This window comes from Rhizobium sp. AN73 (genome assembly GCF_030757975.1).
Lineage (GTDB): Bacteria > Pseudomonadota > Alphaproteobacteria > Rhizobiales > Rhizobiaceae > Agrobacterium > Agrobacterium arsenijevicii.
This window is the reverse complement of sequence record NZ_JARWME010000002.1, coordinates 2,804,126-2,827,426: the sequence shown is the minus strand read 5'-3', so window position 1 is coordinate 2,827,426 and position 23,301 is coordinate 2,804,126. Positions and strand designations below refer to the sequence as shown.

The 23,301-nt window shown below is 59.4% G+C and carries 18 protein-coding genes and 2 pseudogenes; 2 read left to right on the top strand and 18 right to left on the bottom strand.

The genetic code is table 11. The annotated features are described in order from the left end of the window. Nucleotides 1–243 precede the first annotated feature (243 nt). The 7 genes and pseudogenes from RBH10_RS23715 to RBH10_RS23685 all read right to left on the bottom strand — a co-directional run bounded on the left by RBH10_RS23715 (nucleotide 244) and on the right by RBH10_RS23685 (nucleotide 8,212). Nucleotides 244–654, bottom strand: coding sequence for a F0F1 ATP synthase subunit epsilon (locus RBH10_RS23715; RefSeq protein WP_281038211.1), 411 nt, complete (start codon nucleotides 652–654; stop codon nucleotides 244–246). Between the two features lie 129 nt (nucleotides 655–783). After that, nucleotides 784–2,238 carry a F0F1 ATP synthase subunit beta gene (gene atpD, locus RBH10_RS23710; protein ID WP_003516750.1) on the bottom strand — a complete coding sequence of 485 codons (1,455 nt, stop codon included), beginning with the start codon at nucleotides 2,236–2,238 and terminating at the stop codon, nucleotides 784–786. Between the two features lie 23 nt (nucleotides 2,239–2,261). Beyond that, nucleotides 2,262–3,140 (bottom strand): F0F1 ATP synthase subunit gamma, encoded by an 879-nt coding sequence (locus tag RBH10_RS23705; protein WP_281038212.1) that lies wholly within the window; start codon nucleotides 3,138–3,140, stop codon nucleotides 2,262–2,264. A 34-nt stretch (nucleotides 3,141–3,174) separates the two neighbouring features. Next, nucleotides 3,175–4,704: a F0F1 ATP synthase subunit alpha gene (atpA, locus tag RBH10_RS23700; RefSeq protein ID WP_281038213.1), complete on the bottom strand. Its 1,530-nt coding sequence runs from the start codon at nucleotides 4,702–4,704 to the stop codon at nucleotides 3,175–3,177. Next, nucleotides 4,704–5,270 carry a F0F1 ATP synthase subunit delta gene (locus RBH10_RS23695; protein WP_281038214.1) on the bottom strand — a complete coding sequence of 189 codons (567 nt, stop codon included), beginning with the start codon at nucleotides 5,268–5,270 and terminating at the stop codon, nucleotides 4,704–4,706. The genes atpA and RBH10_RS23695 overlap by 1 nt, the downstream gene beginning before the upstream one ends. A gap of 261 nt (nucleotides 5,271–5,531) precedes the next feature. Beyond that, nucleotides 5,532–5,918: a phage infection protein gene (locus RBH10_RS23690; protein WP_045021196.1), complete on the bottom strand. Its 387-nt coding sequence runs from the start codon at nucleotides 5,916–5,918 to the stop codon at nucleotides 5,532–5,534. 78 nt (nucleotides 5,919–5,996) lie between these two features. Next, nucleotides 5,997–8,212, bottom strand: a pseudogene (locus tag RBH10_RS23685) (primosomal protein N'). Between the two features lie 132 nt (nucleotides 8,213–8,344). Here RBH10_RS23685 and RBH10_RS23680 point away from each other — a divergent pair. Continuing rightward, nucleotides 8,345–9,292: a tyrosine recombinase XerC gene (locus RBH10_RS23680; RefSeq protein ID WP_281038216.1), complete on the top strand. Its 948-nt coding sequence runs from the start codon at nucleotides 8,345–8,347 to the stop codon at nucleotides 9,290–9,292. Between the two features lie 80 nt (nucleotides 9,293–9,372). Then, a complete protein-coding gene (locus RBH10_RS23675; RefSeq protein ID WP_281038217.1) occupies nucleotides 9,373–10,467 on the top strand; it encodes a TraB/GumN family protein in 1,095 nt (364 codons plus the stop codon). On the opposite strand, the gene RBH10_RS23670 is transcribed toward RBH10_RS23675, so the two are convergent. From RBH10_RS23670 to zapE, 11 genes and pseudogenes are all read right to left on the bottom strand, one after another. Beyond that, nucleotides 10,445–10,939 carry a DUF2867 domain-containing protein gene (locus tag RBH10_RS23670; RefSeq protein ID WP_281038218.1) on the bottom strand — a complete coding sequence of 165 codons (495 nt, stop codon included), beginning with the start codon at nucleotides 10,937–10,939 and terminating at the stop codon, nucleotides 10,445–10,447. The two genes, RBH10_RS23675 and RBH10_RS23670, sit on opposite strands and share 23 nt — an antisense overlap. Nucleotides 10,940–11,049: 110 nt before the next feature. After that, nucleotides 11,050–11,550 carry a cytochrome b gene (locus RBH10_RS23665; protein WP_281038219.1) on the bottom strand — a complete coding sequence of 167 codons (501 nt, stop codon included), beginning with the start codon at nucleotides 11,548–11,550 and terminating at the stop codon, nucleotides 11,050–11,052. 111 nt (nucleotides 11,551–11,661) lie between these two features. Further along, entirely contained in the window at nucleotides 11,662–13,068 is a 1,407-nt protein-coding gene (gene lpdA / locus RBH10_RS23660; RefSeq protein WP_281038220.1) for a dihydrolipoyl dehydrogenase, read from the bottom strand. A gap of 64 nt (nucleotides 13,069–13,132) precedes the next feature. Further along, nucleotides 13,133–13,777 (bottom strand): LysE family translocator, encoded by a 645-nt coding sequence (locus tag RBH10_RS23655; protein ID WP_281038221.1) that lies wholly within the window; start codon nucleotides 13,775–13,777, stop codon nucleotides 13,133–13,135. A 10-nt stretch (nucleotides 13,778–13,787) separates the two neighbouring features. Next, the gene (locus tag RBH10_RS23650) at nucleotides 13,788–14,198 is read right to left on the bottom strand and encodes an MAPEG family protein (RefSeq protein WP_281038222.1); all 411 of its coding nucleotides are present in this window, start codon (nucleotides 14,196–14,198) and stop codon (nucleotides 13,788–13,790) included. Between the two features lie 22 nt (nucleotides 14,199–14,220). After that, the gene (gene odhB / locus RBH10_RS23645; RefSeq protein WP_281038223.1) at nucleotides 14,221–15,447 is read right to left on the bottom strand and encodes a 2-oxoglutarate dehydrogenase complex dihydrolipoyllysine-residue succinyltransferase; all 1,227 of its coding nucleotides are present in this window, start codon (nucleotides 15,445–15,447) and stop codon (nucleotides 14,221–14,223) included. Nucleotides 15,448–15,500: 53 nt separating this feature from the next. After that, a complete protein-coding gene (locus RBH10_RS23640) occupies nucleotides 15,501–18,497 on the bottom strand; it encodes a 2-oxoglutarate dehydrogenase E1 component (RefSeq protein ID WP_281038224.1) in 2,997 nt (998 codons plus the stop codon). A 176-nt stretch (nucleotides 18,498–18,673) separates the two neighbouring features. After that, a complete protein-coding gene (sucD, locus tag RBH10_RS23635; protein WP_281038225.1) occupies nucleotides 18,674–19,576 on the bottom strand; it encodes a succinate--CoA ligase subunit alpha in 903 nt (300 codons plus the stop codon). 17 nt (nucleotides 19,577–19,593) lie between these two features. Beyond that, entirely contained in the window at nucleotides 19,594–20,787 is a 1,194-nt protein-coding gene (gene sucC / locus RBH10_RS23630) for an ADP-forming succinate--CoA ligase subunit beta (protein ID WP_045021210.1), read from the bottom strand. Nucleotides 20,788–20,919: 132 nt separating this feature from the next. Further along, a complete protein-coding gene (gene mdh, locus RBH10_RS23625; RefSeq protein WP_045021211.1) occupies nucleotides 20,920–21,882 on the bottom strand; it encodes a malate dehydrogenase in 963 nt (320 codons plus the stop codon). 176 nt (nucleotides 21,883–22,058) lie between these two features. After that, a pseudogene (gene zapE, locus RBH10_RS23620) lies at nucleotides 22,059–23,221 on the bottom strand (cell division protein ZapE). Nucleotides 23,222–23,301: the final 80 nt, after the last annotated feature.

The window sequence follows — 23,301 nt, the reverse complement described above, 5'->3', positions numbered from 1 at the left end:
TTTCTAATCGACAACGTCGGCGCTCCTCTTCGCCATCACATCTAGCCTATCGCCCAGATAATCGGAATCGATTTCCTCAAGCGACACTAAGTAGACCAAGACGCCTCCACATAAGTGGGAATCGGATTTCTTCTGTGTTGAGGAGAAACACATGGCTGCTGAAAACAAAAAAGCGACCGAAACGGCCGCTTTCTGTTTTAAATATTTTGTGGGCAGTCATTCTTTCGAACCCGCCCGGTGCTTTCAAGCGGCGACGAGAACCTCATGCAGGTTCGTCAGTTCGTAGAGGTGCTTTTCAAGCTTGGTCAGGTGTTCGTGGTGATGATTGCCTTCCTGGATTTCGGACCGTGCCGCATCGATACGCTTCTGCAGCGTGTCGGGGGACATATCATCGGCCGAAACGGCGGATTCAGCCAGAAGCGTGCAACCCGTCGGAAGAATGTCAGCAAAACCACCGAAAACGACATACTTATGCGTTTCGCCGGAGGCAAACTTCACCGTTACCAGACCGGGCTTGATTGTCGTCATGGTCGGCGCGTGATTGGCCAGAACCGTCATTTCACCCAGCGTAGCCGGGATGACGACTTCCGTAACCGTTTCGGAAACGAGCAGACGTTCCGGGGAAACGAGATCGAATTTGAAACTGTCAGCCATGGCTATTCACTTCTTTTCAATTACGCGGGCGTCACGGACTTGTTTGCTACAACGTCGGCAAAACCCTTCCGGTTTCACCGTCATCGTCGGCAAGGCGCGCAGTTGAACCACGCGCCCGCCAATTCATAATCAGGCAGCTTCAGCAGTCAGCTTCTTTGCCTTTTCGATGGCTTCTTCCATCGAACCGACCATGTAGAAAGCTGCTTCCGGCAGGCTGTCGTATTCGCCGTTGACCAGGCCCTTGAAGCCCTTGATCGTGTCTTCGAGCGCGACGAGCTTGCCCGGCGAACCGGTGAAGACTTCGGCAACGAAGAACGGCTGCGACAGGAAACGCTCGATCTTACGGGCGCGGGCAACCGTCAGCTTGTCTTCTTCCGACAGTTCGTCCATGCCGAGGATGGCGATGATGTCCTGAAGGGACTTGTAGCGCTGCAGGGTCGACTGAACCTTACGGGCAACTTCGTAATGTTCTTCACCGACGATCATCGGGTCGAGCATGCGCGAGGTGGAGTCGAGCGGGTCAACAGCCGGGTAAATACCCTTTTCGGCGATCGAACGCGACAGAACCGTCGTTGCGTCAAGGTGCGCAAACGAAGTGGCTGGCGCGGGGTCGGTCAAGTCGTCGGCGGGAACATAAATCGCCTGAACCGAGGTGATCGAACCCTTGTTCGTGGTGGTGATGCGTTCCTGCATCTGGCCCATGTCCGTTGCGAGCGTCGGCTGATAGCCCACGGCCGAAGGAATACGGCCGAGCAGAGCCGACACTTCCGAACCAGCCTGCGTGAAGCGGAAAATGTTGTCCACGAAGAACAGAACGTCCTGACCTTCGTCACGGAAGTTTTCAGCGATCGTCAGACCGGTCAGAGCGACGCGAGCGCGGGCGCCCGGCGGTTCGTTCATCTGGCCGTAAACGAGAGCTGCCTTGGAACCTTCGCCGCCACCAAGCTTGTTGACGTTCGACTCGATCATTTCGTGATAGAGGTCGTTACCTTCGCGGGTACGTTCACCCACGCCGGCGAATACCGAGTAACCGCCGTGCGCCTTGGCGACGTTGTTGATCAGTTCCATGATGAGAACCGTCTTGCCAACGCCGGCGCCGCCGAACAGGCCGATCTTGCCGCCCTTGGCGTAAGGAGCCAGAAGGTCAACGACCTTGATGCCGGTAACCAGGATCTGGCCTTCCGTCGACTGCTCGACGTAAGACGGTGCATCCTGGTGGATGGCGCGCTTCTTGGCCGTCACGATCGGGCCAGCTTCGTCAACCGGCTCGCCGATGACGTTCATGATACGGCCGAGCGTTTCCAGACCGACCGGAACCTCGATCGGAGCGCCGGTATCAGCGACGACCTGACCACGGACCAGACCTTCGGTCGAGTCCATCGCGATCGTGCGGACGACGTTTTCGCCGAGATGCTGCGCGACTTCCAGAACAAGGCGGTTGCCGTTGTTATCGGTCTCGAGCGCGTTGAGGATCGGAGGCAGTTCGCCTTCGAACGCCACGTCGACAACAGCGCCGATAACCTGGGTAACCTTGCCCGCGCCGTTCACCGCTGCGGTTTTCTTGGGGGTAGCTGCCTTAGCCATTATCCTTACCCTCTTTCCTTACCTCAGAGCGCTTCCGCGCCCGAAATGATTTCAATGAGTTCCTTGGTGATCTGAGCCTGACGCTGACGGTTGTAGGAAAGCGTCAGCTTGTTGATCATATCACCGGCATTGCGCGTTGCGTTGTCCATCGCGCTCATCTTGGCGCCCATTTCACCGGCAACGTTTTCGAGCAGAGCCCGGAAAACCTGAACCGAAATGTTGCGCGGAATAAGGTCTTCCAGAATAGAAGCCGCATCGGGCTCATATTCGTAGACGGCGTTCTGCGTAGCCTCAACCTCTTCCACAACAGGGGCTGCGGCAGGAATAAGCTGCAGGCCGGTCGGGATCTGGCTGATGACGGACTTGAATTCCGAATAGATCAGCGTGCAGACGTCGAATTCACCCGCATTGAACAGGGAGATCACCTTCTTGGCGATCTGGTCGGCGTTTTCGAAACCGACCTTCTTCACTTCGCGCAGTTCAATACGCTCGATGATGTTCGCAGCAAATTCGCGACGAAGGCTGTCGTAACCCTTCTTGCCAACCGTGATGATCTTGACCGTCTTGCCTTCGGAAATCAGCTTGCGGGCTTGATCGCGGGCAAAACGGGAAATCTGCGAGTTGAAACCACCGCAAAGACCACGTTCAGCCGTGCAGACAACGAGCAGGTGCACGTTGTCCTTGCCGGTGCCGGTCATCAGCGCCGGAGCAACGTCCGCCTCAACCGCCTTGGCGATGTTGGCAAGAACGACGCTCATGCGCTGAGAATAAGGCCGGGCGGCCTCCGCAGCTTCCTGGGCGCGCCGAAGCTTCGCCGCGGCGACCATTTTCATCGCCTTGGTAATCTTCTGCGTCGCCTTTACTGAGGCAATGCGGTTTTTCAGATCCTTTAGTGAAGGCATCCGTTATCCGTCCGAGTAAAAGAGCCCTAATAAATTACGAGAAAGACTTCGCGAAGTTATCGAGAGCGCCCTTGAGCTTGCTCTTGGTATCGTCGCTGATTGCCTTTTCCGTGCGGATGGTGTCGAGGATCGCCTTGCCTTCCGAGCGGAGGTAGGAGAGGAAACCCTGCTCGAACTTGCCGACCTGTGCGACCGGGATCTTGTCGAGGTAACCGTTGACACCAGCGAAAATCACCGCGACCTGTTCTTCCGTCTTGAGCGGAGAGAACTGCGGCTGCTTCAGAAGCTCGGTCAGGCGGGCACCGCGGTTAAGCAGGCGCTGCGTCGAAGCGTCAAGGTCCGAGCCGAACTGGGCGAAAGCGGCCATTTCGCGATACTGGGCAAGCTCGCCCTTGATCGAACCGGCAACCTGCTTCATCGCCTTGATCTGGGCGGCGGAGCCAACGCGCGAAACCGACAGACCGACGTTAACGGCCGGACGAATGCCCTGATAGAACAGGTCGGTTTCAAGGAAGATCTGGCCGTCGGTGATCGAGATCACGTTGGTCGGAATGAAGGCCGAAACGTCGTTACCCTGGGTTTCGATAACCGGCAGAGCCGTCAGCGAACCAGCACCCATTTCGTCAGAGAGCTTCGCAGCGCGCTCCAGAAGACGGGAGTGAAGGTAGAAAACGTCGCCCGGATAAGCTTCGCGGCCCGGCGGGCGGCGCAGCAGAAGCGACATCTGACGATAAGCGACGGCCTGCTTGGAAAGGTCGTCATAACCGATGAGAGCATGCTTGCCGTTGTCACGGAAGTATTCGCCCATGGCGCAACCGGCAAACGGAGCGAGATACTGCATCGGAGCAGGATCGGAAGCCGTAGCGGCAACGATGATCGAATACTGCAGGGCGCCGCGCTCTTCCAGAACCTTTACGAACTGGGCAACGGTCGAACGCTTCTGGCCGATAGCAACGTAGACGCAATAAAGCTTGTCGCCTTCCGGACCATTGTCGTGAATGGCCTTCTGGTTCAGGATCGCGTCGAGAATGATCGCGGTCTTGCCGGTCTGGCGGTCGCCGATGACGAGCTCGCGCTGGCCGCGGCCAACCGGGATAAGGGCGTCGATAGCCTTGAGGCCGGTCGACATCGGCTCATGAACCGACTTGCGCGGAATGATGCCGGGAGCCTTGACGTCCACGCGCGAACGCTTGGCGGCATTGATCGGGCCTTTGCCGTCGATCGGGTTGCCCAGAGCGTCAACAACGCGGCCGAGCAGTTCCGGACCGACTGGAACGTCAACGATAGCGCCAGTCCGCTTTACGGTGTCGCCTTCCTTGATGTAACGGTCCGAACCGAAGATAACCACACCGACGTTGTCGGCTTCAAGGTTGAGCGCCATGCCGCGAATGCCGCCGGGAAACTCGACCATTTCGCCGGCCTGAACATTGTCGAGGCCATAGACGCGGGCGATACCGTCACCGACGGAAAGCACCTGACCGACTTCCGAGACTTCCGCCTCATTGCCGAAATTTTTGATTTGATCTTTTAGAATTGCGGAAATTTCCGCGGCGCGGATATCCATCAGCCAACCTCTTTCAGTGCAAGCTTAAGGGTGGAAAGTTTGGTGCGAAGAGACGTATCGATCTGGCGAGAGCCGACCTTGACGATCAGGCCGCCGAGGATCGACGGATCGACGGTAACGGAAACCGTCACATCCTTACCGGTAACGCTCTTCAGCGCCGCCTTCAGTTCAGTTTCCTGCGCTTCGTCGAGCGCATGTGCCGAGGTGACCTCGGCGGTAATCTCGCCACGATGGGCGGCGGCAATGCTGCGGTAGGCGCGAATCATGCCGGGAACGGCAAAGAGACGGCGGTTATTCGCAACGACCTTGAGGAAATTGATAGCTAGACCGGCAATACCGGCCTTCTCGCAGATTGCGGTGATTGCCTTGAACTGATCCTCGGCGGAAAACACCGGGCTCGCAACCAGACGCTTCAAATCGTCACTCTCGTCGAGAAGTGCGCCGAACCTGTCCAGATCGGCTCCAACCGCCTCGACCGCACCCGCTTCCAAAGCAAGCTCGAAAAGCGACGATGCATACCTTTCGGCTACACCGGATGTTCCATGGGAGGTATCTGCCACGGGCACTTTTTCCCTGCTAATCGTCCAAGAACATCAGCGAGGGGGCTCCACCGCATCAAATTCTTGAAATCGTTTCAATTTCCCCGAAAAAGACCGGAATTCCCCCCTGCCTTTTCCCAATTTCGCGGTCCGTCTAGCATAGGACGCCGGGACTCGCAACACGCGTAATAGCGGAAAGCGCCGTTTGGGCAAGGGGGAATGCGTTTAAATTTTCCGATTCCGCCCAGGATGCGCCATAGGTGCGGCACAAAAGCCAAAAAGCACGTCTCAGACCAGTCCGAACACGTAGCTCAACGACAGTGCAGACAACAGAAGGTGCACAACCAGAAGTATGAAATTCCGCACTGTTGCGCCTCCATCGGAGAGAATGGAGAGAATGCCGCCGAACACACTGAGACCGAAGGCCGCGCCGAAAGCGAGATAGACCATGGGCTGCGCCAGAAGCAGCGCGGCAGCGCCGAGGCCGAGATAGAAGCCGGCAAGCGATGAGCGCACAAGCGCGTAGCCATCACGGCGCTCGCCGATCGCCTGCAGACCGAAGGCGCGCAGGGTAAGGCCCGGCGCAAACATGAAGAAGAGGCCGATCACGGCCGACACCACCGCCGCGCCGAAGGCCAGCTGCTCGCCGAATTCGGCAGGAAAATAAAACTCCATCTCGTTCCCCAAATCGTTTTTTGCCTGCTGCGTTATGACACGGTCATGACAGCGGGAAAACGCCCCTGTTGATAAAGTTCAAAGGAAACTTTGCGGATCGATATCGAGCTGTACATGCACGCTGCCCCGCTCCTTCGGGCCATTGGCCAGAACCGTTCGGAGGAAAGACTGCATGTCGGAATTGCGCCGCCCATGCACCAGCAGACGGAAGCGGTGGCGGCCACGGATCAGCGCCAGTGGCGCTTCCGCCGGACCGAGCAGCATGATGCCTGTAACCTGCGGCGCGGCCGCTCTGAGGCCACGCGCATGGGTTTCCGCTTCCGCCCGCGTATCGGCGGAAACGATGATCGAGGCGAGGCGCCCGAAGGGCGGCAGAACGGCTTTCTCCCGCTCCACGATCTCCCTTTCGTAAAAGGCCGACGCATCGCCGGAGACGATCGCCTGCATGACGGGATGCTGCGGCTGATATGTCTGCAGCAAGCCATGGCTTTTAAGTCCCGTACGCCCGGCACGGCCCGTCACCTGCGAAAGCAGCTGGAACGTTCGCTCCGCTGCGCGCGGATCGCCATTGGCAAGGCCGAGATCGGCGTCGACGATGCCGACAAGCGTCATCAGGGGGAAATTGTGCCCCTTGGCGACGAGCTGCGTACCGATGACGATATCAGCCTCGCCCTTGACGATCGCCTCCAGTTCCAGACGCAGCCGCTTGACGCCCATCAGGTCTGAGGAGAGCACGATGGTGCGGGCATCCGGAAAATGTTTCTCCACCTCCTCGGCGATCCGCTCCACGCCCGGCCCGCAGGCGACCAGATGATCGAAGGTGCCGCATTCCGGGCAATGGTCCGGCGTCGGCTCGTTGTGACCGCACTGGTGGCATTGCAATTGATTGCGGAACCGGTGCTCCACCAGCCAGCTGGAACATTGCGGGCACTGGAAACGGTGTCCGCAAACCCGGCAGAGCGTCAACGGTGCGTAACCGCGACGATTGAGAAACAGTAGGGACTGCTCACCCTTTTCGATGGTCTTGCCGATACCGCGCAGGAGAACCGACGAAAGAAACCCTCCCCTTTCCGGCGGATGACGACGCATATCGACCAGATGCAGATCGGGCATCGCCGCATCGCCGAAACGCGTGTGCAGATGGATGGTGTTGTAGCGGCCTGAACTGCCGTTGACCTGGCTTTCCACCGACGGCGTGGCGGACACCAGCACCACCGGGAAATCCGCGATCCGGGCTCTGACGACCGCCATGTCGCGGGCATTATAATAGACCCGGTCCTCCTGCTTGTAGGCCGGGTCGTGTTCCTCGTCGACAATGATGAGACCGAGATTGTCGAAGGGCAGGAAAAGCGCCGAGCGGGCGCCGGCCACCACCTTCACCTCGCCCGTCACCGCCTGCCGCCATACCTTTTCGCGCATGCGCGGCGACAGATCCGAATGCCACTCCGCCGGCTTCGCCCCGAACCGATCCTGAAAACGTTCGAGGAAGGCCGCGGTCAGGGCTATTTCCGGCAACAGGATAAGGACCTGCTTGCCCTGTCGCAGCGTCTCGGCCACCGCCTCAAAATAGACCTCGGTCTTGCCCGAGCCGGTCACGCCGTCAATCAGCGAAACATGAAAACCGCCTTTGCGCACATCCTCAAGAATTTCCGATGCCGCCTGTCTCTGCGGGCCTTCCAGTCGTGGCTCGGCATAGTCTGGATCCGGCTCTGCCACGACAGGCGGCGCGGGCAGAAAGACCGTCTCGAACACGCCCTGCTTGACGAGACCGTCGACAACGCTGGTGGAGACGCCGGCGGCATGGGCAAGTCCGCTCTTCGTCCAGCCATGACCCTCGGCCGCCAGTTCCATCACCCGCTCACGGGCAGGCGTCAGGCGCTCCGGTCTGCCTTCGGTCAACCGCAGCCCCTCGATCATCGGCTCAGGATCAAAGGCGGCGGGCGCGCGCAGCGCCATGCGTGCCACAAGGCCGGGGGAGAAAGCGTATAGGCGGCGACCCAGTCGATGAAGCGCCGCATTTCCACTTTCATCGGCGGGCATTCGAAACTTTTGGTAATGGGCCGCAACTTCTTCGGATCGACGCTCTTTTCTCCGGCATCGTCCCACACCACGCCGAAGACCTGCCGCGGGCCGAGCGGCACCTGAACGACGGAGCCGGTCTCCACGACCATATCTTCAGGCACGGCATAGCTGTAGGGTCCCGGCGCCGGCATGGGCACGAGAACGGGCACCGTGCGCGTGAGCGACGGTGGGTCGAACAGAGCCCCAAACAGATCGGACGAATCTTTTGCCATGATGTGGCGAACATGCCCCGATAGAGTGAAAAAGGAAACCGCCCGGATGTAATGGCCCGTCCTTGCAAAGTCCACGCCCGGGGATCAGCCTTAACCAAATGCTGACCATGGCGGGATAGCCTAGGTACAGGAATGGAGCGCCCCGTGACCGAAATCCTGACTTTTGCCACACCCGATCTCTTGAACGAGCGCCTGTCCTGGCTCGCCGCGATTGCCGGCGAGCGCCGCCTTGCGGACAACACCGTCGAGGCCTATGAGCGCGACACTCGCCAGTTCCTGACGTTCCTGACCGGTTACATCGGCAAGCCAGCTTCCATCACCGACATTGCCGATCTGCGTCCGGTCGATCTTCGCGCTTTTCTGGCCAGCCGGCGCAGGGAAGGCGCCGGTGCGCGCTCGCTGGGACGGCATCTGGCGGGGCTGCGCTCCTTTCTTCATTATCTGCAAAAAAAAGGCCTGGTGAATGCGGCCGGCGCCACCGCCATGCGCTCACCAAAACAGCCAAAGTCTCTGCCGAAGCCGCTGACCGACCGGCAAGCGCTGAAAATCACCACCGCCGAGGCACAATTGAACGAAGAGCCATGGATTGCTGCCCGCAACGCCGCGGTCCTCTCACTTCTGTACGGCTGCGGTCTTCGCATTTCCGAGGCGCTCGGGCTGGCTCCGGCCGATTTCACGCCCGGCGCCCGCAGCCTGCGCATCACCGGCAAAGGCAACAAGACCCGGATCGTGCCCCTGTTGGCAGTTGTGACGGAAGCGGTCGATGCCTACAAAAAGCTCTGCCCCTATCATCTGGCAGCGGACCAGCCGCTATTTCTCGGCGCGCGCGGCGGCAAGCTGCAACCCGCCATCATCCAGCGCGAGATGCAGAAATTGCGCGGCGCTTTCGGCCTCCCGGAAAACGCGACGCCGCATGCGCTCCGCCACTCCTTCGCCACCCATCTTCTGGCCGGCGGCGGTGACCTGCGCACCATTCAGGAACTGCTCGGCCACGCCAGCCTTTCCACCACGCAGATCTATACCGGCGTCGATACCGCAAGATTGCTGGAAATCTACGACAACGCCCACCCGCGCGCCTGAAGCAGGAATTGCTTAACCATAGTCGTTAACCAGACGTCCAAGCCGCCGTTCTATAAACGAGCAAGAACCGGATGGTACCTATGCACAGCCTGATAAAGCCACAAAATCTCACCGCCACCCTGATGGGCAAGACCGGCGACGCCCTGCTCTGGCTGCTCGCCGCGATGCATATCGTCGCAATCGCAATACTGTTCGCGACTTTGCTGTCGCTGGGTGAGGCGCAAGCCGCCGAACAGGAGATAAGCTGCACGGGCAGCGACATTCTCGTGGAGATGCGCAAGAGCGACCCGCAGGGCCTAGCGAAGATCGAACAGGAAGCTGCCGCGATCCCGAATGGCAAGGGTAATTTCTGGCGTATCGAAAAAGCCGGAACGCCCTCCTCCTTTCTTCTCGGCACCATGCATGTCACCGATCCGCGTGTTCTCGGCATGCCCGCCGCCGCCACACCCGCCTTCGAAAAAGCCGCGACGGTCATCGTGGAATCGGACGAAATCGTCGACGACAAGAAGATTGCCGCATCGCTGCTGACGAGACCGGACCTCACCATGTTTCTGGACGGCAAGTCGATCACCGACATCCTGTCGCCCGAAAATGTCGCACGCCTTGAAAAAGGTCTTAAAGAGCGCGGCATTCCGCTGAGTGCCGTTTCACGCATGAAGCCGTGGATGCTGTCGAGCTTTGTCGCCCTTCCCGCGTGCGAATTTGCCCGCAAGGCCACCGGCCTGTCTTTTCTGGATAAGAAGCTGGCCGAAGACGCCGTCGCGGACGGAAAGCATCTTGTCGGGCTGGAGACCATGGTCGAGCAGCTGACGGCCATGTCCGAACTGCCGATGGAGTTTCATCTGCAGGCGCTGATCGAAACGCTCGAACTGGGTGACCGCATGGATGACGTCATGACGACCATGACCGATCTCTATGTCAGCGGCGATATCGGCATGACCATGCCCATGCTGAAAAGCCTCGACCCCAAGAAGGCGGCTGAGAGCGACCAAGGTTATGCCTCCTTCGAGCAACGCATCATCACCGACCGCAATCACGTCATGGCGGAGCGGGCTGCCCCCGAACTTGGTAAGGGCAATGTCTTCATGGCCGTCGGCGCGCTACACCTGCCGGGCGAGGAAGGCGTTGTCGAACTGCTGCGTGCACAGGGCTTCACGCTGACACGGGTCGATTGATCCGCTCGTCTGCGATCCCGACAGAACGGATATTGGTGCAAAACGGCCGCATCGTCGCCGGCACGATGCGGCGGTGAAACGGACCGACGACGAAAAGATAAAGGCGTCCGAACAGATTCTTGCGCCTGACGATGGTGGTGACCTTTACGACCTGCCGGTCCACTCCCTGTTCCAGATCGACGACGATGCGGAAATCGAGATGGTTGTCGTCGAAGCCGAGCACGGTTCGCGCCGGGGTGGATGACAGTACGGGAAATCCGCCCGCCGATGCTCCCGCCACCAACTCTACCGTTCTGAGACCAAAAAGCGATACGACGCGGTTTCGAAGCGCCATCAGGCTGCGGATCCATTCGGGAGGGTGATCGAGAAGAAGCCTGCTGACATCGAGCGAACTCGATCCGTCTGCCACCATCTCTCCCTCGAAACAATCCCGCCAGTCGGCGCCCGGCAATATGTCTTCGCTATCCCGCATTCCAGAACCCCCTGCCGCCTTTGCGACAAGACCTACCATCCTCGATTTTCGACAGGCCGGGAACGTGACAAACCGCCGCTTGGAGCATTTCCAGTAAAAGTGCGAATGCTCTAGCCGTGTGTCATGCGCTTCAGAACATTGGTGCGCCAATAAAACTGGTGGACCAGAACAGCAATGAGATGGCCGGCAATCAGCGCCCACATCAACACCTTGAACGGCCCGGAATGCAATTGCCCGGCAGCCCGGACGCCGAAGTAATAGGCGGCGATACCGGACAAGGGCAGGATGAAGAACAGCGCATAGAAGGTGAAATGCGCCACCTTCGCGGCGATTTGGAACGCACGCGGTTCCTTTTCTGGGTGCGGCGGCACGCCCTGGACGAAGCGCAGACAGAGGCGCAGAACCGCAAGCAACAGAATGGCGAAGCCGACATAGGCGTGGATATTGGCCGAAGAAACCTGGTCCGGCGTCAGCGTTTCGCCCCGCCGTATCAACCGGTAGGCATGGGCCATGCCGTCGGGAAACAGCAGATTGAAGAAGATCAGAAGCGCCATCGCCCAGTGAACGACACGCTGCAAAACGGAAAATGAAACTTGAGTGGAAGACGCCATTTTATTGCCTTTTATCAAAAGGTTAGACAGGCCATGGCGCAAGTATGAAAAACCCCGGCCTGCATGGCAAGCCGGGGTTCAGCAGATGACTGAAATTTAATATTGAAGCGATCACATGTGGATCGGCTTGAAGAAGGTCGCGAGCGCCGCTTCCTTCACCGCTTCCGACATGGTCGGGTGCGCATGGCAGGTGCGGCCGAGATCTTCCGAGGAGCCACCGAATTCCATCAGCACGGTGATCTCATGGATCATTTCGCCAGCGCCAAAGCCGACGATATGGCCGCCGAGAACCCGGTCGGTTTCCTTGTCCGCAAGGATCTTCACGAAACCGTCCGTCACCTGCATGGCGCGGGCGCGGCCATTGGCCGTGAACGGGAACTTGCCAACCTTGTAGGCGACGCCAGCAGCCTTCAGTTCTTCCTCGGTCTTGCCGACGGAAGCGATTTCCGGCTGCGTGTAGACGACCGCCGGAATGACGTCGTAATTCACATGACCGCGCTGACCGGCGAGGATTTCCGCGAGAGCAACGCCCTCGTCTTCCGCCTTGTGCGCCAGCATCGGACCCTTCACCACGTCGCCAATCGCATAGATGCCATCGACATTGGTCTTGTAGTGGCCGTCGATTTCGACGCGACCACGGCTGTCGAGCACGACGCCCGCTTCCGCAAGGCCGAGACCTTCGGTGTAGGGTTTGCGGCCGGTGGAGATCAGCACGACGTTCGCTTCCAGTGTTTCGGCAGCACCGCCCTTGACCGGCTCGAACACAACCTTTGCACCGGCAGCAGTCTTTTCAACAGCCGTCACCTTGGCGCCTAGTTTGAAATCAAGACCCTGCTTGGCCAGCAGACGCTGCGACTGCTTGGAAACCTCGCCGTCCATGCCACCGAGAATATTGTCGAGATATTCGACGACGGTCACCTTCGCGCCGAGACGCGACCAGACCGAACCGAGCTCGAGGCCGATCACGCCGCCGCCGACAACGATGAGCTTTTCCGGAACCTTGGAAAGAGCGATCGCGCCAGTGGAAGAAACGATGACGGTTTCATCGATATCGACCTGAACACCGGGGATGCCCGCAACGTCCGAACCGGTAGCGATGACGATGTTCTTCGCTTCGATTTCCTGTGTCTCGCCCTTGTCGTTGGTGACGGCAACCTTGCCGGCTGCAACCACCTTGCCGGTGCCCTGGAAGGCATCGATCTTGTTCTTCTTGAACAGGAAGGAAACGCCGTCGACATTGGCTTTCACCACGCCATCCTTGTGCGCCATCATCTTGCCGAGGTTCAGCTTAGGGGCGGCAACTTCGATACCGAGCGTATCGACGCCATGGGCAACATGCGCGAAGGTTTCGGAGGCGTGCAGCAGGGCCTTGGAAGGGATGCAGCCGACATTGAGGCAGGTGCCGCCATAGGTCGCGCGCTTTTCGATGACAGCGACCTTCAGGCCAAGCTGTGCCGCCTTGACCGCGCAAACATAACCGCCGGGACCCGTTCCGATTACAACTACATCATATGCCATGTTTCTGTTCCTGATTGATTGCGGGCAGGATTTTGAACCGCCCTGCTTCCGTTTGACCTGAAACTCAGGCCGCTTTTTCCGTTGCGAGTTTTATACCGAGAGCAATGAACACCACACCGCTGGTGCGGTCGATCCATTGGCTGGCGCGCTGAAATGCGGCGCGCATGCGTGGCGTCGTCATGAACAGGCTGACGCCGACGAACCATAGGATAAGGCAGCTTGCCATGACGAGCCCGTATCCGAACTTGATGGTAACCGGCGTATGCGCGTGAACCACCGTCGAAAAGATCGACAGGAAGAAAAACACCGGTTTTGGATTGAGCGCATTGGCAGCAAAACCGAGCGTGAAGGCCTTGAGCGCAGTCTGGGCGCTCTTGGCCCGAACGCCGTCCTCACCTTCCGCGGCCGGCAATTCGGTCTTGCCGGCGCGCAGCGCCTTGATGCCGATATAGATCAGATAGGCGACGCCGAGCCATTTGACGATGTTGAAGAGATAGATCGACTGGGAAATGATGAGGCCAAGTCCGAGGATCGTATAGGTGACATGGAACATCAGCGACGTTCCGACACCGAAACTGGTGATGATGGCCTGCTTGCGCCCGTGCACCATGGCCTGACGCATGACCATCGCCAGATCGGCACCGGGGGAAACGATCGCGAAAAAGAAGATCGCCATCAGGGATGCAAGTTCGATGAGATATTGATGCATAGGCTCGACCTCAGATCAGCGCGACAAGCATGAGGACCAGACCGGCGAGGGAAACGACCCACGCGATCGACCGCACATAGGGAACGCCTGCAAGATAAAGCGGGATGTAGACGACGCGCGCAACGGTCCATATCCAGCCGCCCGCCAGCCCCCAGCCGGAGGCGTCACCGACGATCGCAAGAGCGAGAACCAGACCGACGAAAGCGGGATAGGTCTCGCGAAAATTATCCGAGGCGCGCTGCGCGCGTCCCGCAAAGACCCCTTTGAGGTCCGGGCGCGCATCACGCGCGCCCGCATTCCAGGCAAGACCAACTTCCCGCGTAACGGACATGGCCTGAAGGCAGATATGCAGGAGAAGAAGAATAACGCTGAGCGCCAGCAGGAACACAAAAGGTCCATTCCCGTCGGCCAGGTTTTCCATCCCTCTTCTCCCCTATCTGGTCTTAAAGATCGAGAACCAGACGTTCCGGATCTTCCAGGCTTTCCTTGACGCGAACGAGGAAGGTCACTGCTTCCTTGCCGTCAACGATACGGTGATCGTAGGAGAGCGCAAGATACATCATCGGACGGATGACGACCTGACCGCCGATGGCGACCGGACGCTCCTGGATTTTGTGCATGCCGAGGATACCCGACTGTGGTGCATTGAGGATCGGCGAGGACATCAGCGAGCCGTAGACGCCACCATTGGTGATGGTGAAGGTGCCGCCCTGCATGTCGGCCATGCCGAGCGAACCGTCGCGTGCTGCCTTGGCAAGACGACCGAGTTCCTTTTCAACGCCCGCGATGGAGAGCTGGTCGGCATCGCGGATGACCGGAACGACAAGACCCTTGTCGGTGCCGACAGCCATGCCGACGTGACAATAGTTCTTGTAGATGATGTCCGTGCCGTCGATTTCAGCGTTGACGGCCGGCAGTTCCTTCAGCGCGTGGGTCACGGCCTTGGTGAAGAAGCCCATGAAGCCGAGCTTGACGCCATGCTTCTTCTCGAACACGTCTTTGTAGCGGTTACGCAGGTCCATAACCGCGCTCATGTCCACCTCGTTATAGGTGGTCAGCATGGCGGCCGTGTTCTGCGCATCCTTCAGACGACGTGCGATCGTCTGGCGCAGGCGGGTCATCTTCACGCGCTCTTCGCGAACCTGATCCTGCTCGGCCGAAACCGGACGGGGAGCAGCAACGGGAGCCGGAGCGGCGGCAGGTGCCGAAACGCCCTTGGCAACAGCGGCGAGAACGTCGCCCTTCAGAACCTGGCCACGCTTGCCCGAACCGTCGACCTGATCGGCGGAAAGGTTGTTTTCAGCAAGCAGCTTGCCGGCAGCAGGTGCCGGCGGCATGGCGCTGCCAGCCGGAGCGGCTACTGCGGCAGGTGCCGGTGCGGCTGCGGCCGCAGCAGGCTTTGCCGCGGGTGCGGAAGTCGCAGCGCCGGCGGCACCTTCGGCGATCTGGCCGAGAAGGGCGTCGAGACCGACGGTTTCGCCGTTCTGCGCAACGATTTCGGTCAGCACGCCAGAGGCGGGCGCCGGGACTTCGACGGTAACCTTGTCGGTTTCCAGTTCAACGAGAGGTTCGTCGGCCTTGACGATATCGCCGACCTTCTTGAACCAGGTGCCGACGGTCGCTTCGCTGACGGATTCGCCGAGGGTTGGTACGCGGATTTCAGTGGCCATGATCTAGTTCCGTTATTCGGGTGTCTTTTTTGCGGGGCGATGCGGGAGAGTTGTCACTCTCCCAGCGCGTCTTCCAGGAACGCAGCAAGCTGCGCCAGGTGCTTGGACATCAGGCCGGTCGCCGGAGAGGCGGCAGCCGGACGGCCCGTGTAACGGACCTTCTGGTACTTGGCGTCGATATGCGCCAGAACCCATTCGAGGTACGGATCGATAAACGACCAGCCGCCCATGTTCTTCGGCTCTTCCTGGCACCAGACCATTTCCGCATGGCGGAAGCGCGACAATTCGTTGATCAGCGCCTTGGCAGGGAACGGATAGAGCTGTTCGATGCGCAGCAGATAGACGTCGTCGATACCACGCTTTTCACGCTCTTCGAGCAGATCGTAATAAACCTTGCCGGAACACATTACCACGCGACGGATCTTGGCATCCTTCTGCAGCTTGATCGGGCCGTCCTTGATGACCTCCGCATCGTCCCACAGGAGACGGTGGAAGGAGGATTCACCGGCAAGCTCTGCCAGCGACGAGGTGGCGCGCTTGTGACGCAGCAGCGACTTCGGCGTCATCAGGATCAGCGGCTTGCGGAAATCGCGGCGCATCTGACGGCGCAGGATGTGGAAGTAGTTAGCCGGCGTCGTGACGTTGGCGACCTGCATGTTGTCTTCGGCGCACATCTGCAGCCAGCGCTCCAGACGGGCGGACGAATGTTCCGGACCCTGACCTTCATAACCGTGCGGCAGAAGGCAGACGAGACCGGACATGCGCAGCCACTTGCGTTCACCCGAAGAGATGAACTGGTCAAACACCACCTGCGCGCCGTTGGCGAAGTCGCCGAACTGGGCTTCCCAGAGCGTCAGTGCGTTCGGGCGGGCAAGCGAATAGCCGTATTCGAAACCGAGAACGGCTTCTTCCGAAAGCATCGAGTTGATGACTTCGTAACGGGCCTGCGTCGGCGAAAGATTGGCAAGTGGGATGTAACGCTCTTCGGTTTCCTGATCGTAGAGAACCGAGTGACGCTGCGAGAAGGTGCCGCGTTCGCAATCCTGACCGGACAGACGGATCTTGTGGCCGTCGACGACCAACGAACCGAAGGCCAGAGCCTCGGCCATCGCCCAATCCAGCCCCTCACCGGTCTCGACCATCTGGGCGCGGTTTTCCATGAAGCGCTGGATCGTGCGGTGTGCGCTGAAACCTTCCGGAATGGTCGACAGCTTCTTGCCGATTTCCTTCAGCTGCTTCATCGGCACGCCGGTCTTGCCGCGACGCTGCTCATCGGCATTGTCGGCGGCGCGCAGGCCGGACCATTGGCCATCCAGCCAGTCGGCCTTGTTAGGCTTGTAGGACTGGCCTGCTTCGAACTCCTGCTCGAGATGAGCGCGCCAGTCGGCCTTGATCTTTTCGAAATCGCCTTCGGTGATCAGACCTTCCGCGATCAGACGGTCGGCATAGATGCGCGCGACAGTCTTGTGGCCACGGATGACCTTGTACATCTTCGGCTGCGTGAACGCGGGCTCATCGCCTTCGTTATGTCCGAAGCGGCGGTAACAGAACATGTCGATGACGACAGGCTTGTGGAACTTCATGCGGTATTCGGTTGCAACCTTGGCCGCATAGGTCACCGCTTCCGGATCATCCCCGTTGACGTGGAAGATCGGCGCTTCGATCATCTTGGCGACGTCGGACGGATAGGGCGACGAGCGCGAGAAGGCCGGGTTCGTCGTGAAGCCGATCTGGTTGTTGATGATGAAGTGCATGGTGCCGGCAACGCGGTGACCGCGCAGGCCGGAAAGGCCGAGAATTTCAGCAACCACGCCCTGACCCGCAAAAGCGGCGTCGCCGTGCAACAGCAGCGGCAGCACCTTGGCGCGTTCCGACAGCGGAATGATATCGCCGTCCCATGTCTTGGCGAGCTGGTCCTGCTTGGCGCGGGCCTTGCCCATGACGACAGGGTTGACGATTTCAAGATGCGACGGGTTTGCTGTCAGCGACAGGTGAACCTTGTTGCCGTCGAATTCGCGGTCGGAGGAGGCACCGAGATGGTACTTCACGTCGCCGGAACCTTCGACGTCGTCAGGCTTGAACGAACCGCCCTTGAACTCGTGGAACACGGCGCGGTGCGGCTTGCCCATGACGTTGGTCAGAACGTTCAGACGGCCGCGGTGGGCCATGCCGAGCACGACTTCTTCCAGACCGTCCTGGCCGCCGCGCTTGATGATCTGTTCGAGCGCCGGGATCAGCGATTCACCACCGTCGAGGCCGAAACGCTTGGTGCCCTTGAAACGCACGTCGAGGAACTGCTCGTAACCTTCGGCTTCGACCAGCTTGGAAAGAATGGCCTTCTTGCCTTCCGGCGTGAAGTCCACGCCCTTGTCCGGGCCTTCGATGCGCTCCTGGATCCAGCCCTTTTCTTCCGGGTTGGACATATGCATGAATTCAACGCCGAGCGTCGAGCAATAGGTGCGCTCGAGAATATCGACCATCTCGCGCACGGACGCGTATTCGAGACCGAGAACGTTATCGATGAAAATCTTGCGATCGTAATCGCTTTCCTCGAAGCCATAGGACTTCGGCGAAAGCTCGTTGTAATCTTCGACGGCGCTGGCGATGCCGAGCGGATCGAGCTTGGCGTGCAGGTGGCCGCGCATGCGGTAGGCGCGGATCATCATGATGGCGCGAACGCTGTCACGGGTCGCCTGAAGCACTTCCGCCTCGCTGACGGCCTTGCCGGTATCGGCGCTCTTCGCCTCGGCTTTCGCCTGAACCTTCTTCTCGATGGCCTTCTCGACCGTGGCCCAGTTGCCGTCCAGAGCGGATACCAGGTCGCCATTCGCCGGGATCGGCCAGTTGGCACGCTTCCAGGAGGCGCCCTTGGCTGCCTTCTTCACGTCTTCCGGATTATCGGACAACGCCTTGAAGAAGCTCTGCCACTCCGGCGACACGGAAGAGGGATCCTCTTCGTACCGGGCATAGAGCTGCTCGATATAGGCTGCATTCGCGCCGTCCAGAAACGACGTGATCTGAAACTGCTCGTTCGCTTCTTGCCTTGCCATTGTGTTCTTGCGGACTTGTCCGTCCGCCTCCTCGATGCCGTTAGGGCCGTTTATCGGCCTGCCGCTTGATTATTGCTATCTGCCGCCGGGGCGGTATGCCGTCTGTCTGTCGTTCTTTGCGGCATCGGGCAGCGCGGGTTTAAAGCCGCGCCGCCCGTTACCGGTCTCATGTGGTCTCAGCCCTTGAGGACTTCAACCAGGGTCTTGCCGAGGCGCGCCGGGGAGGGCGAAACCTTGATGCCCGCTGCTTCCATGGCTGCGATCTTGGACTCTGCATCGCCCTTGCCGCCGGAAACGACAGCGCCGGCGTGGCCCATGGTGCGGCCCTTCGGTGCGGTACGGCCCGCGATGAAGCCGGCCATCGGCTTCTTGCGGCCCTTCTTGGCTTCGTCGATGAGGAACTGCGCCGCTTCTTCTTCAGCCGCGCCACCGATTTCGCCGATCATAATGATCGACTGCGTGGCTTCGTCGGCCAGGAACATTTCGAGCACGTCGATGAACTCGGTGCCCTTGACCGGGTCGCCGCCGATGCCGACAGCCGTGGTCTGGCCGAGGCCTTCGTTGGAGGTCTGGAACACAGCTTCATAGGTCAGCGTGCCGGAGCGCGAGACGATACCGACCGAACCCTTGCGGAAGATGGAGCCCGGCATGATGCCGATCTTGCATTCCTCAGGCGTCATGATGCCCGGGCAGTTAGGCCCAAGCAGACGCGACTTCGAGCGGTCGAGGCGAGCCTTGACGCGCACCATGTCCATGACCGGAATACCTTCGGTGATGCAGGTGATGAAGGGGATTTCCGCATCGATGGCTTCGATGATGGCGTCTGCGGCGCCTGCCGGCGGAACGTAGATCACGGATGCGTCTGCACCGGTCTTTTCCTTGGCTTCGGCAACCGTTGCGAAGATAGGCAGGCTTTCACCCTTGGAGCCAGTCCAGGTTTCGCCACCCTTCTTCGGGTGAATACCGCCGACCATCTGCGTGCCGTAATAAGCAAGCGCCTGTTCGGTGTGGAAGGTGCCGGTCTTGCCGGTCAGACCCTGAACAAGGATCTTCGTGTCTTTATTAACAAGAATAGACATTATTTCCGGTCCCTCAATTAGCCGTTGATCGCCGCAACGATCTTCTTGGCCGCGTCGTCCAGGTCGTCAGCAGCGGTAATCGCAAGGCCCGATTCGTTCAGGAGCTTCTTGCCAAGTTCGACGTTGGTGCCTTCGAGGCGAACAACGAGCGGAACCTGCAAACCGACTTCCTTCACCGCAGCGATCACGCCTTCGGCGATGACGTCGCACTTCATGATGCCACCGAAGATGTTGACGAGGATGCCCTCGACCTTCGGGTCGGCAGTGATGATCTTGAAGGCTGCAGCAACCTTCTCCTTGCCAGCGCCACCGCCGACGTCACAGAAGTTTGCCGGCTCTTTGCCGTAAAGCTTGATGATGTCCATCGTCGCCATGGCGAGACCGGCACCGTTGACCATGCAGCCGATGTTGCCGTCGAGAGCCACGTAAGCGAGGTCCCACTTGGAGGCTTCGATTTCCTTGGCGTCTTCTTCGGTCTCGTCGCGCAGCGCCTTGACGTCGTCATGGCGGAACAGCGCGTTGCCATCGAAGGACATCTTGGCGTCGAGAACGCGCAGATGGCCATTTTCCATGACGATCAGCGGGTTAACCTCGAGGAGAGCCATGTCCTTCTCGTTGAAGGCCTTGTAGAGGATCGGGAACAGCGCCTTGGCGTCTTCCGCTGCAACACCCTCAAGCTCGAGAGCCTTGGAGATCGCGGCAACGTCGGCGTCGCTCACACCCTTTTCCGGATTGATGGCGATGGTGTGGATCTTCTCGGGCGTGTCGTGGGCGACAGCCTCGATATCCATGCCGCCTTCGGTGGAAACCACGAAAGCAACCTGACCGACCGAGCGGTCAACCAGCAGCGAGCAATAAAGCTCGCGGGAGATGTCTGCGCCGTCTTCGATGTAGAGACGGTTGACCTGCTTGCCGGCATCGCCCGTCTGCGCCGTTACCAGCGTGTTGCCGAGCATGTCCTTGGAATGGGAAACGACTTCTTCGATCGTCTTTGCGAGACGAACGCCGCCCTTGGCATCGGGGCCGAGTTCCTTGAACTTGCCCTTGCCGCGGCCGCCAGCATGGATCTGGCTCTTGACGACGTAGAGCGGGCCCGGAAGCTGCTTTGCAGCCGCTTCGGCTTCTTCGACCTTGAGGATGGCGACGCCTTCAGCAACCGGCGCACCGTAGCCCTTCAGAAGAGCCTTGGCCTGATATTCGTGAATATTCATGGAATAATCCCTGTTTGGAGCCGCCTGAAGCGCCCTGCGTTCATTCAGACGCAGGGCGCTCCAGACTATTGAATCTACGCATCCTGCCTTGCAAAAATCGATTTCGATTTTTTGCGCCGGTGCGTCAGGTTATTACTTCAGCGACGGAGCAATGTTGATGCAGGCTTCACAAAGACCAGCGACAGCGCCGACGGACTTGCGGAACGCTGCTTCTTCTTCCTTGTTCAGTTCGATCTCGATGATGCGCTCGATACCGCCGGCACCGATGATGGTGGGCACGCCGACATACATGTCGTCCACGCCGTACTGGCCCGACAGATGGGCAGCGGCAGGCAGAACACGCTTCTTGTCCTTGAGGTAGGATTCAGCCATTTCGATCGCGGAAGCGGCCGGTGCATAATAGGCCGAGCCGGTCTTCAGCAGGCCGACGATTTCCGCACCGCCGTCGCGTGTGCGCTGGACGATCTCTTCAAGACGCTCGGCGGTGAGCCAGCCCATCTTGACGAGATCGGTCAGCGGAATACCGCCAACGGTGGAATAACGTGCCAGCGGCACCATCGTATCGCCGTGGCCACCGAGAACGAAGGCGGTGACGTCCTGAACCGAAACGTTGAACTCTTCGGAAAGGAAAAGACGGAAGCGGGCGCTGTCGAGAACGCCGGCCATGCCGACGACCTTGTTCTTCGGCAGGCCGGAGAACTTCTGAAGCGCCCAGACCATGGCGTCCAGCGGGTTGGTGATGCAGATGACGAAAGCGTTCGGGGCATATTTCTTGATGCCGGCGCCAACCTGTTCCATGACCTTGAGGTTGATGCCGAGAAGATCGTCGCGGCTCATGCCCGGCTTGCGGGCAACGCCTGCGGTGACGATGCAGACATCCGCGCCTTCGATGGCAGCGTAGTCGGACGCGCCGGTGAGCTTGGCATTGAAACCTTCAACCGGGCCGGACTGGGCAATATCCAGACCCTTGCCCTGCGGGATGCCGTCAGCAATATCGAAGAGGACGATATCGCCCAGTTCCTTCAGGCTGGCGAGATGCGCCAGCGTGCCGCCGATCATGCCAGAACCAATAAGTGCAATCTTTTTGCGAGCCATCGAATGCTTCCTCTAGAGCTTCAATTCAATTTCACCGCGCCACCGGCAGCCAAATTGTCGCATTTCGATTAGCCCCATTGGCCAAAATTGGCAACAGATTCTTTTGGCATGAATATTTTCAATCGTTTAGATCATTATTTTCTTACGTAAACGTAAGAAAATGCGTCATGAAAGTGTCAAACTTTCTCGCGTTTTTCGTGATGAAGCACGAGATAATCGGCACTGCGCATCTCAAACAGGCGCGAGGCGGTGCGATCGAACTCGAAACCTTCGGTACCCTTGCGCTTGCCGAGCAGGTCTTCGGGCATGGCCGCGGCGGAGGCGAAAAGCCTGACGCTGTGGTCGTAAAGCGCGTCGATAAGAATGATGAAGCGCTTGGTCTCGTTCCGCTTGTCGGCATTGAGGAACGGGATGTGGTCGATGAAGACCGTATCGAAACGATTGGCGATAGCCAAAAAGTCGGACGCGCCGAGCGGCTTTTCGCAAAGGTCGAAGAAGGAAAAGCGGGCCACGCGGCCGCTGGCGCGTGGCACCAGAATGGAGCGGCCCTTCATCGGTATCTCCGTCGGCGCCACCAGATGTCCGCCGGTCATGCGCCGCCAGGCCATATCCATCGCCTGATCTGCAGAACCGTCGAGCGGTGTGACGTAGACAGGCAGGCTTTCCAGCTTTTCCATGCGGTAATCGGTGGGGCTGTCCAGCGTCACCACCTCCACATGCTTCTTCAGCAAATCGACGAAAGGCAGGAACAGGCCACGATTGAGCCCGTCCTTATAAAGATTGTCGGGCACGACGTTAGACGTCGTCACCAATGTGCAGCCATTGGCGAAAAGCTCGCTGAACAGCCGGGCGAGGATCATCGCATCGGCAATGTCCGTGACCGTGAACTCATCGAAGCACAGAAGCTCCGCCTCCGCCAGAAGCTGTGCCGCGACGGGCGGAATGGGATCGGCCTGCTTGGTTTCGCCATTCTTCAACTTCTGCCGATGCGCATGCACACGATTATGCACGTCCGCCATGAATTCGTGAAAATGGCAGCGCCGTTTCGAAGAGACGGGCGCCATCTCGTAGAACATGTCCATCAACATCGTCTTGCCGCGGCCGACGCTGCCATGAACATACAGTCCCTTTACGAAGGCTTCCGGGCCAGCCTTGCGCGCGAACATCCAGCCGAGAGCGCTTTTTTCCTGGCGGGCTTGCGTGCCTTCAGATCGGCAAGGATACGGTCGAGATGAGCCGCCACGCCAAGCTGCGCGGCATCCGCCTGCAAAGTGCCAGCTGCCGTCAATGCGTTGAGCTGTTCAACGACACTATGATTGTAGTCTGGCAATGGCTTCATGGAAAAGCGCCCCGGACGCGGGCGCGCACAAGCGCCCGCGACGAATGGAATGGCTTAGAACAAACGAGGCGATCCGGATG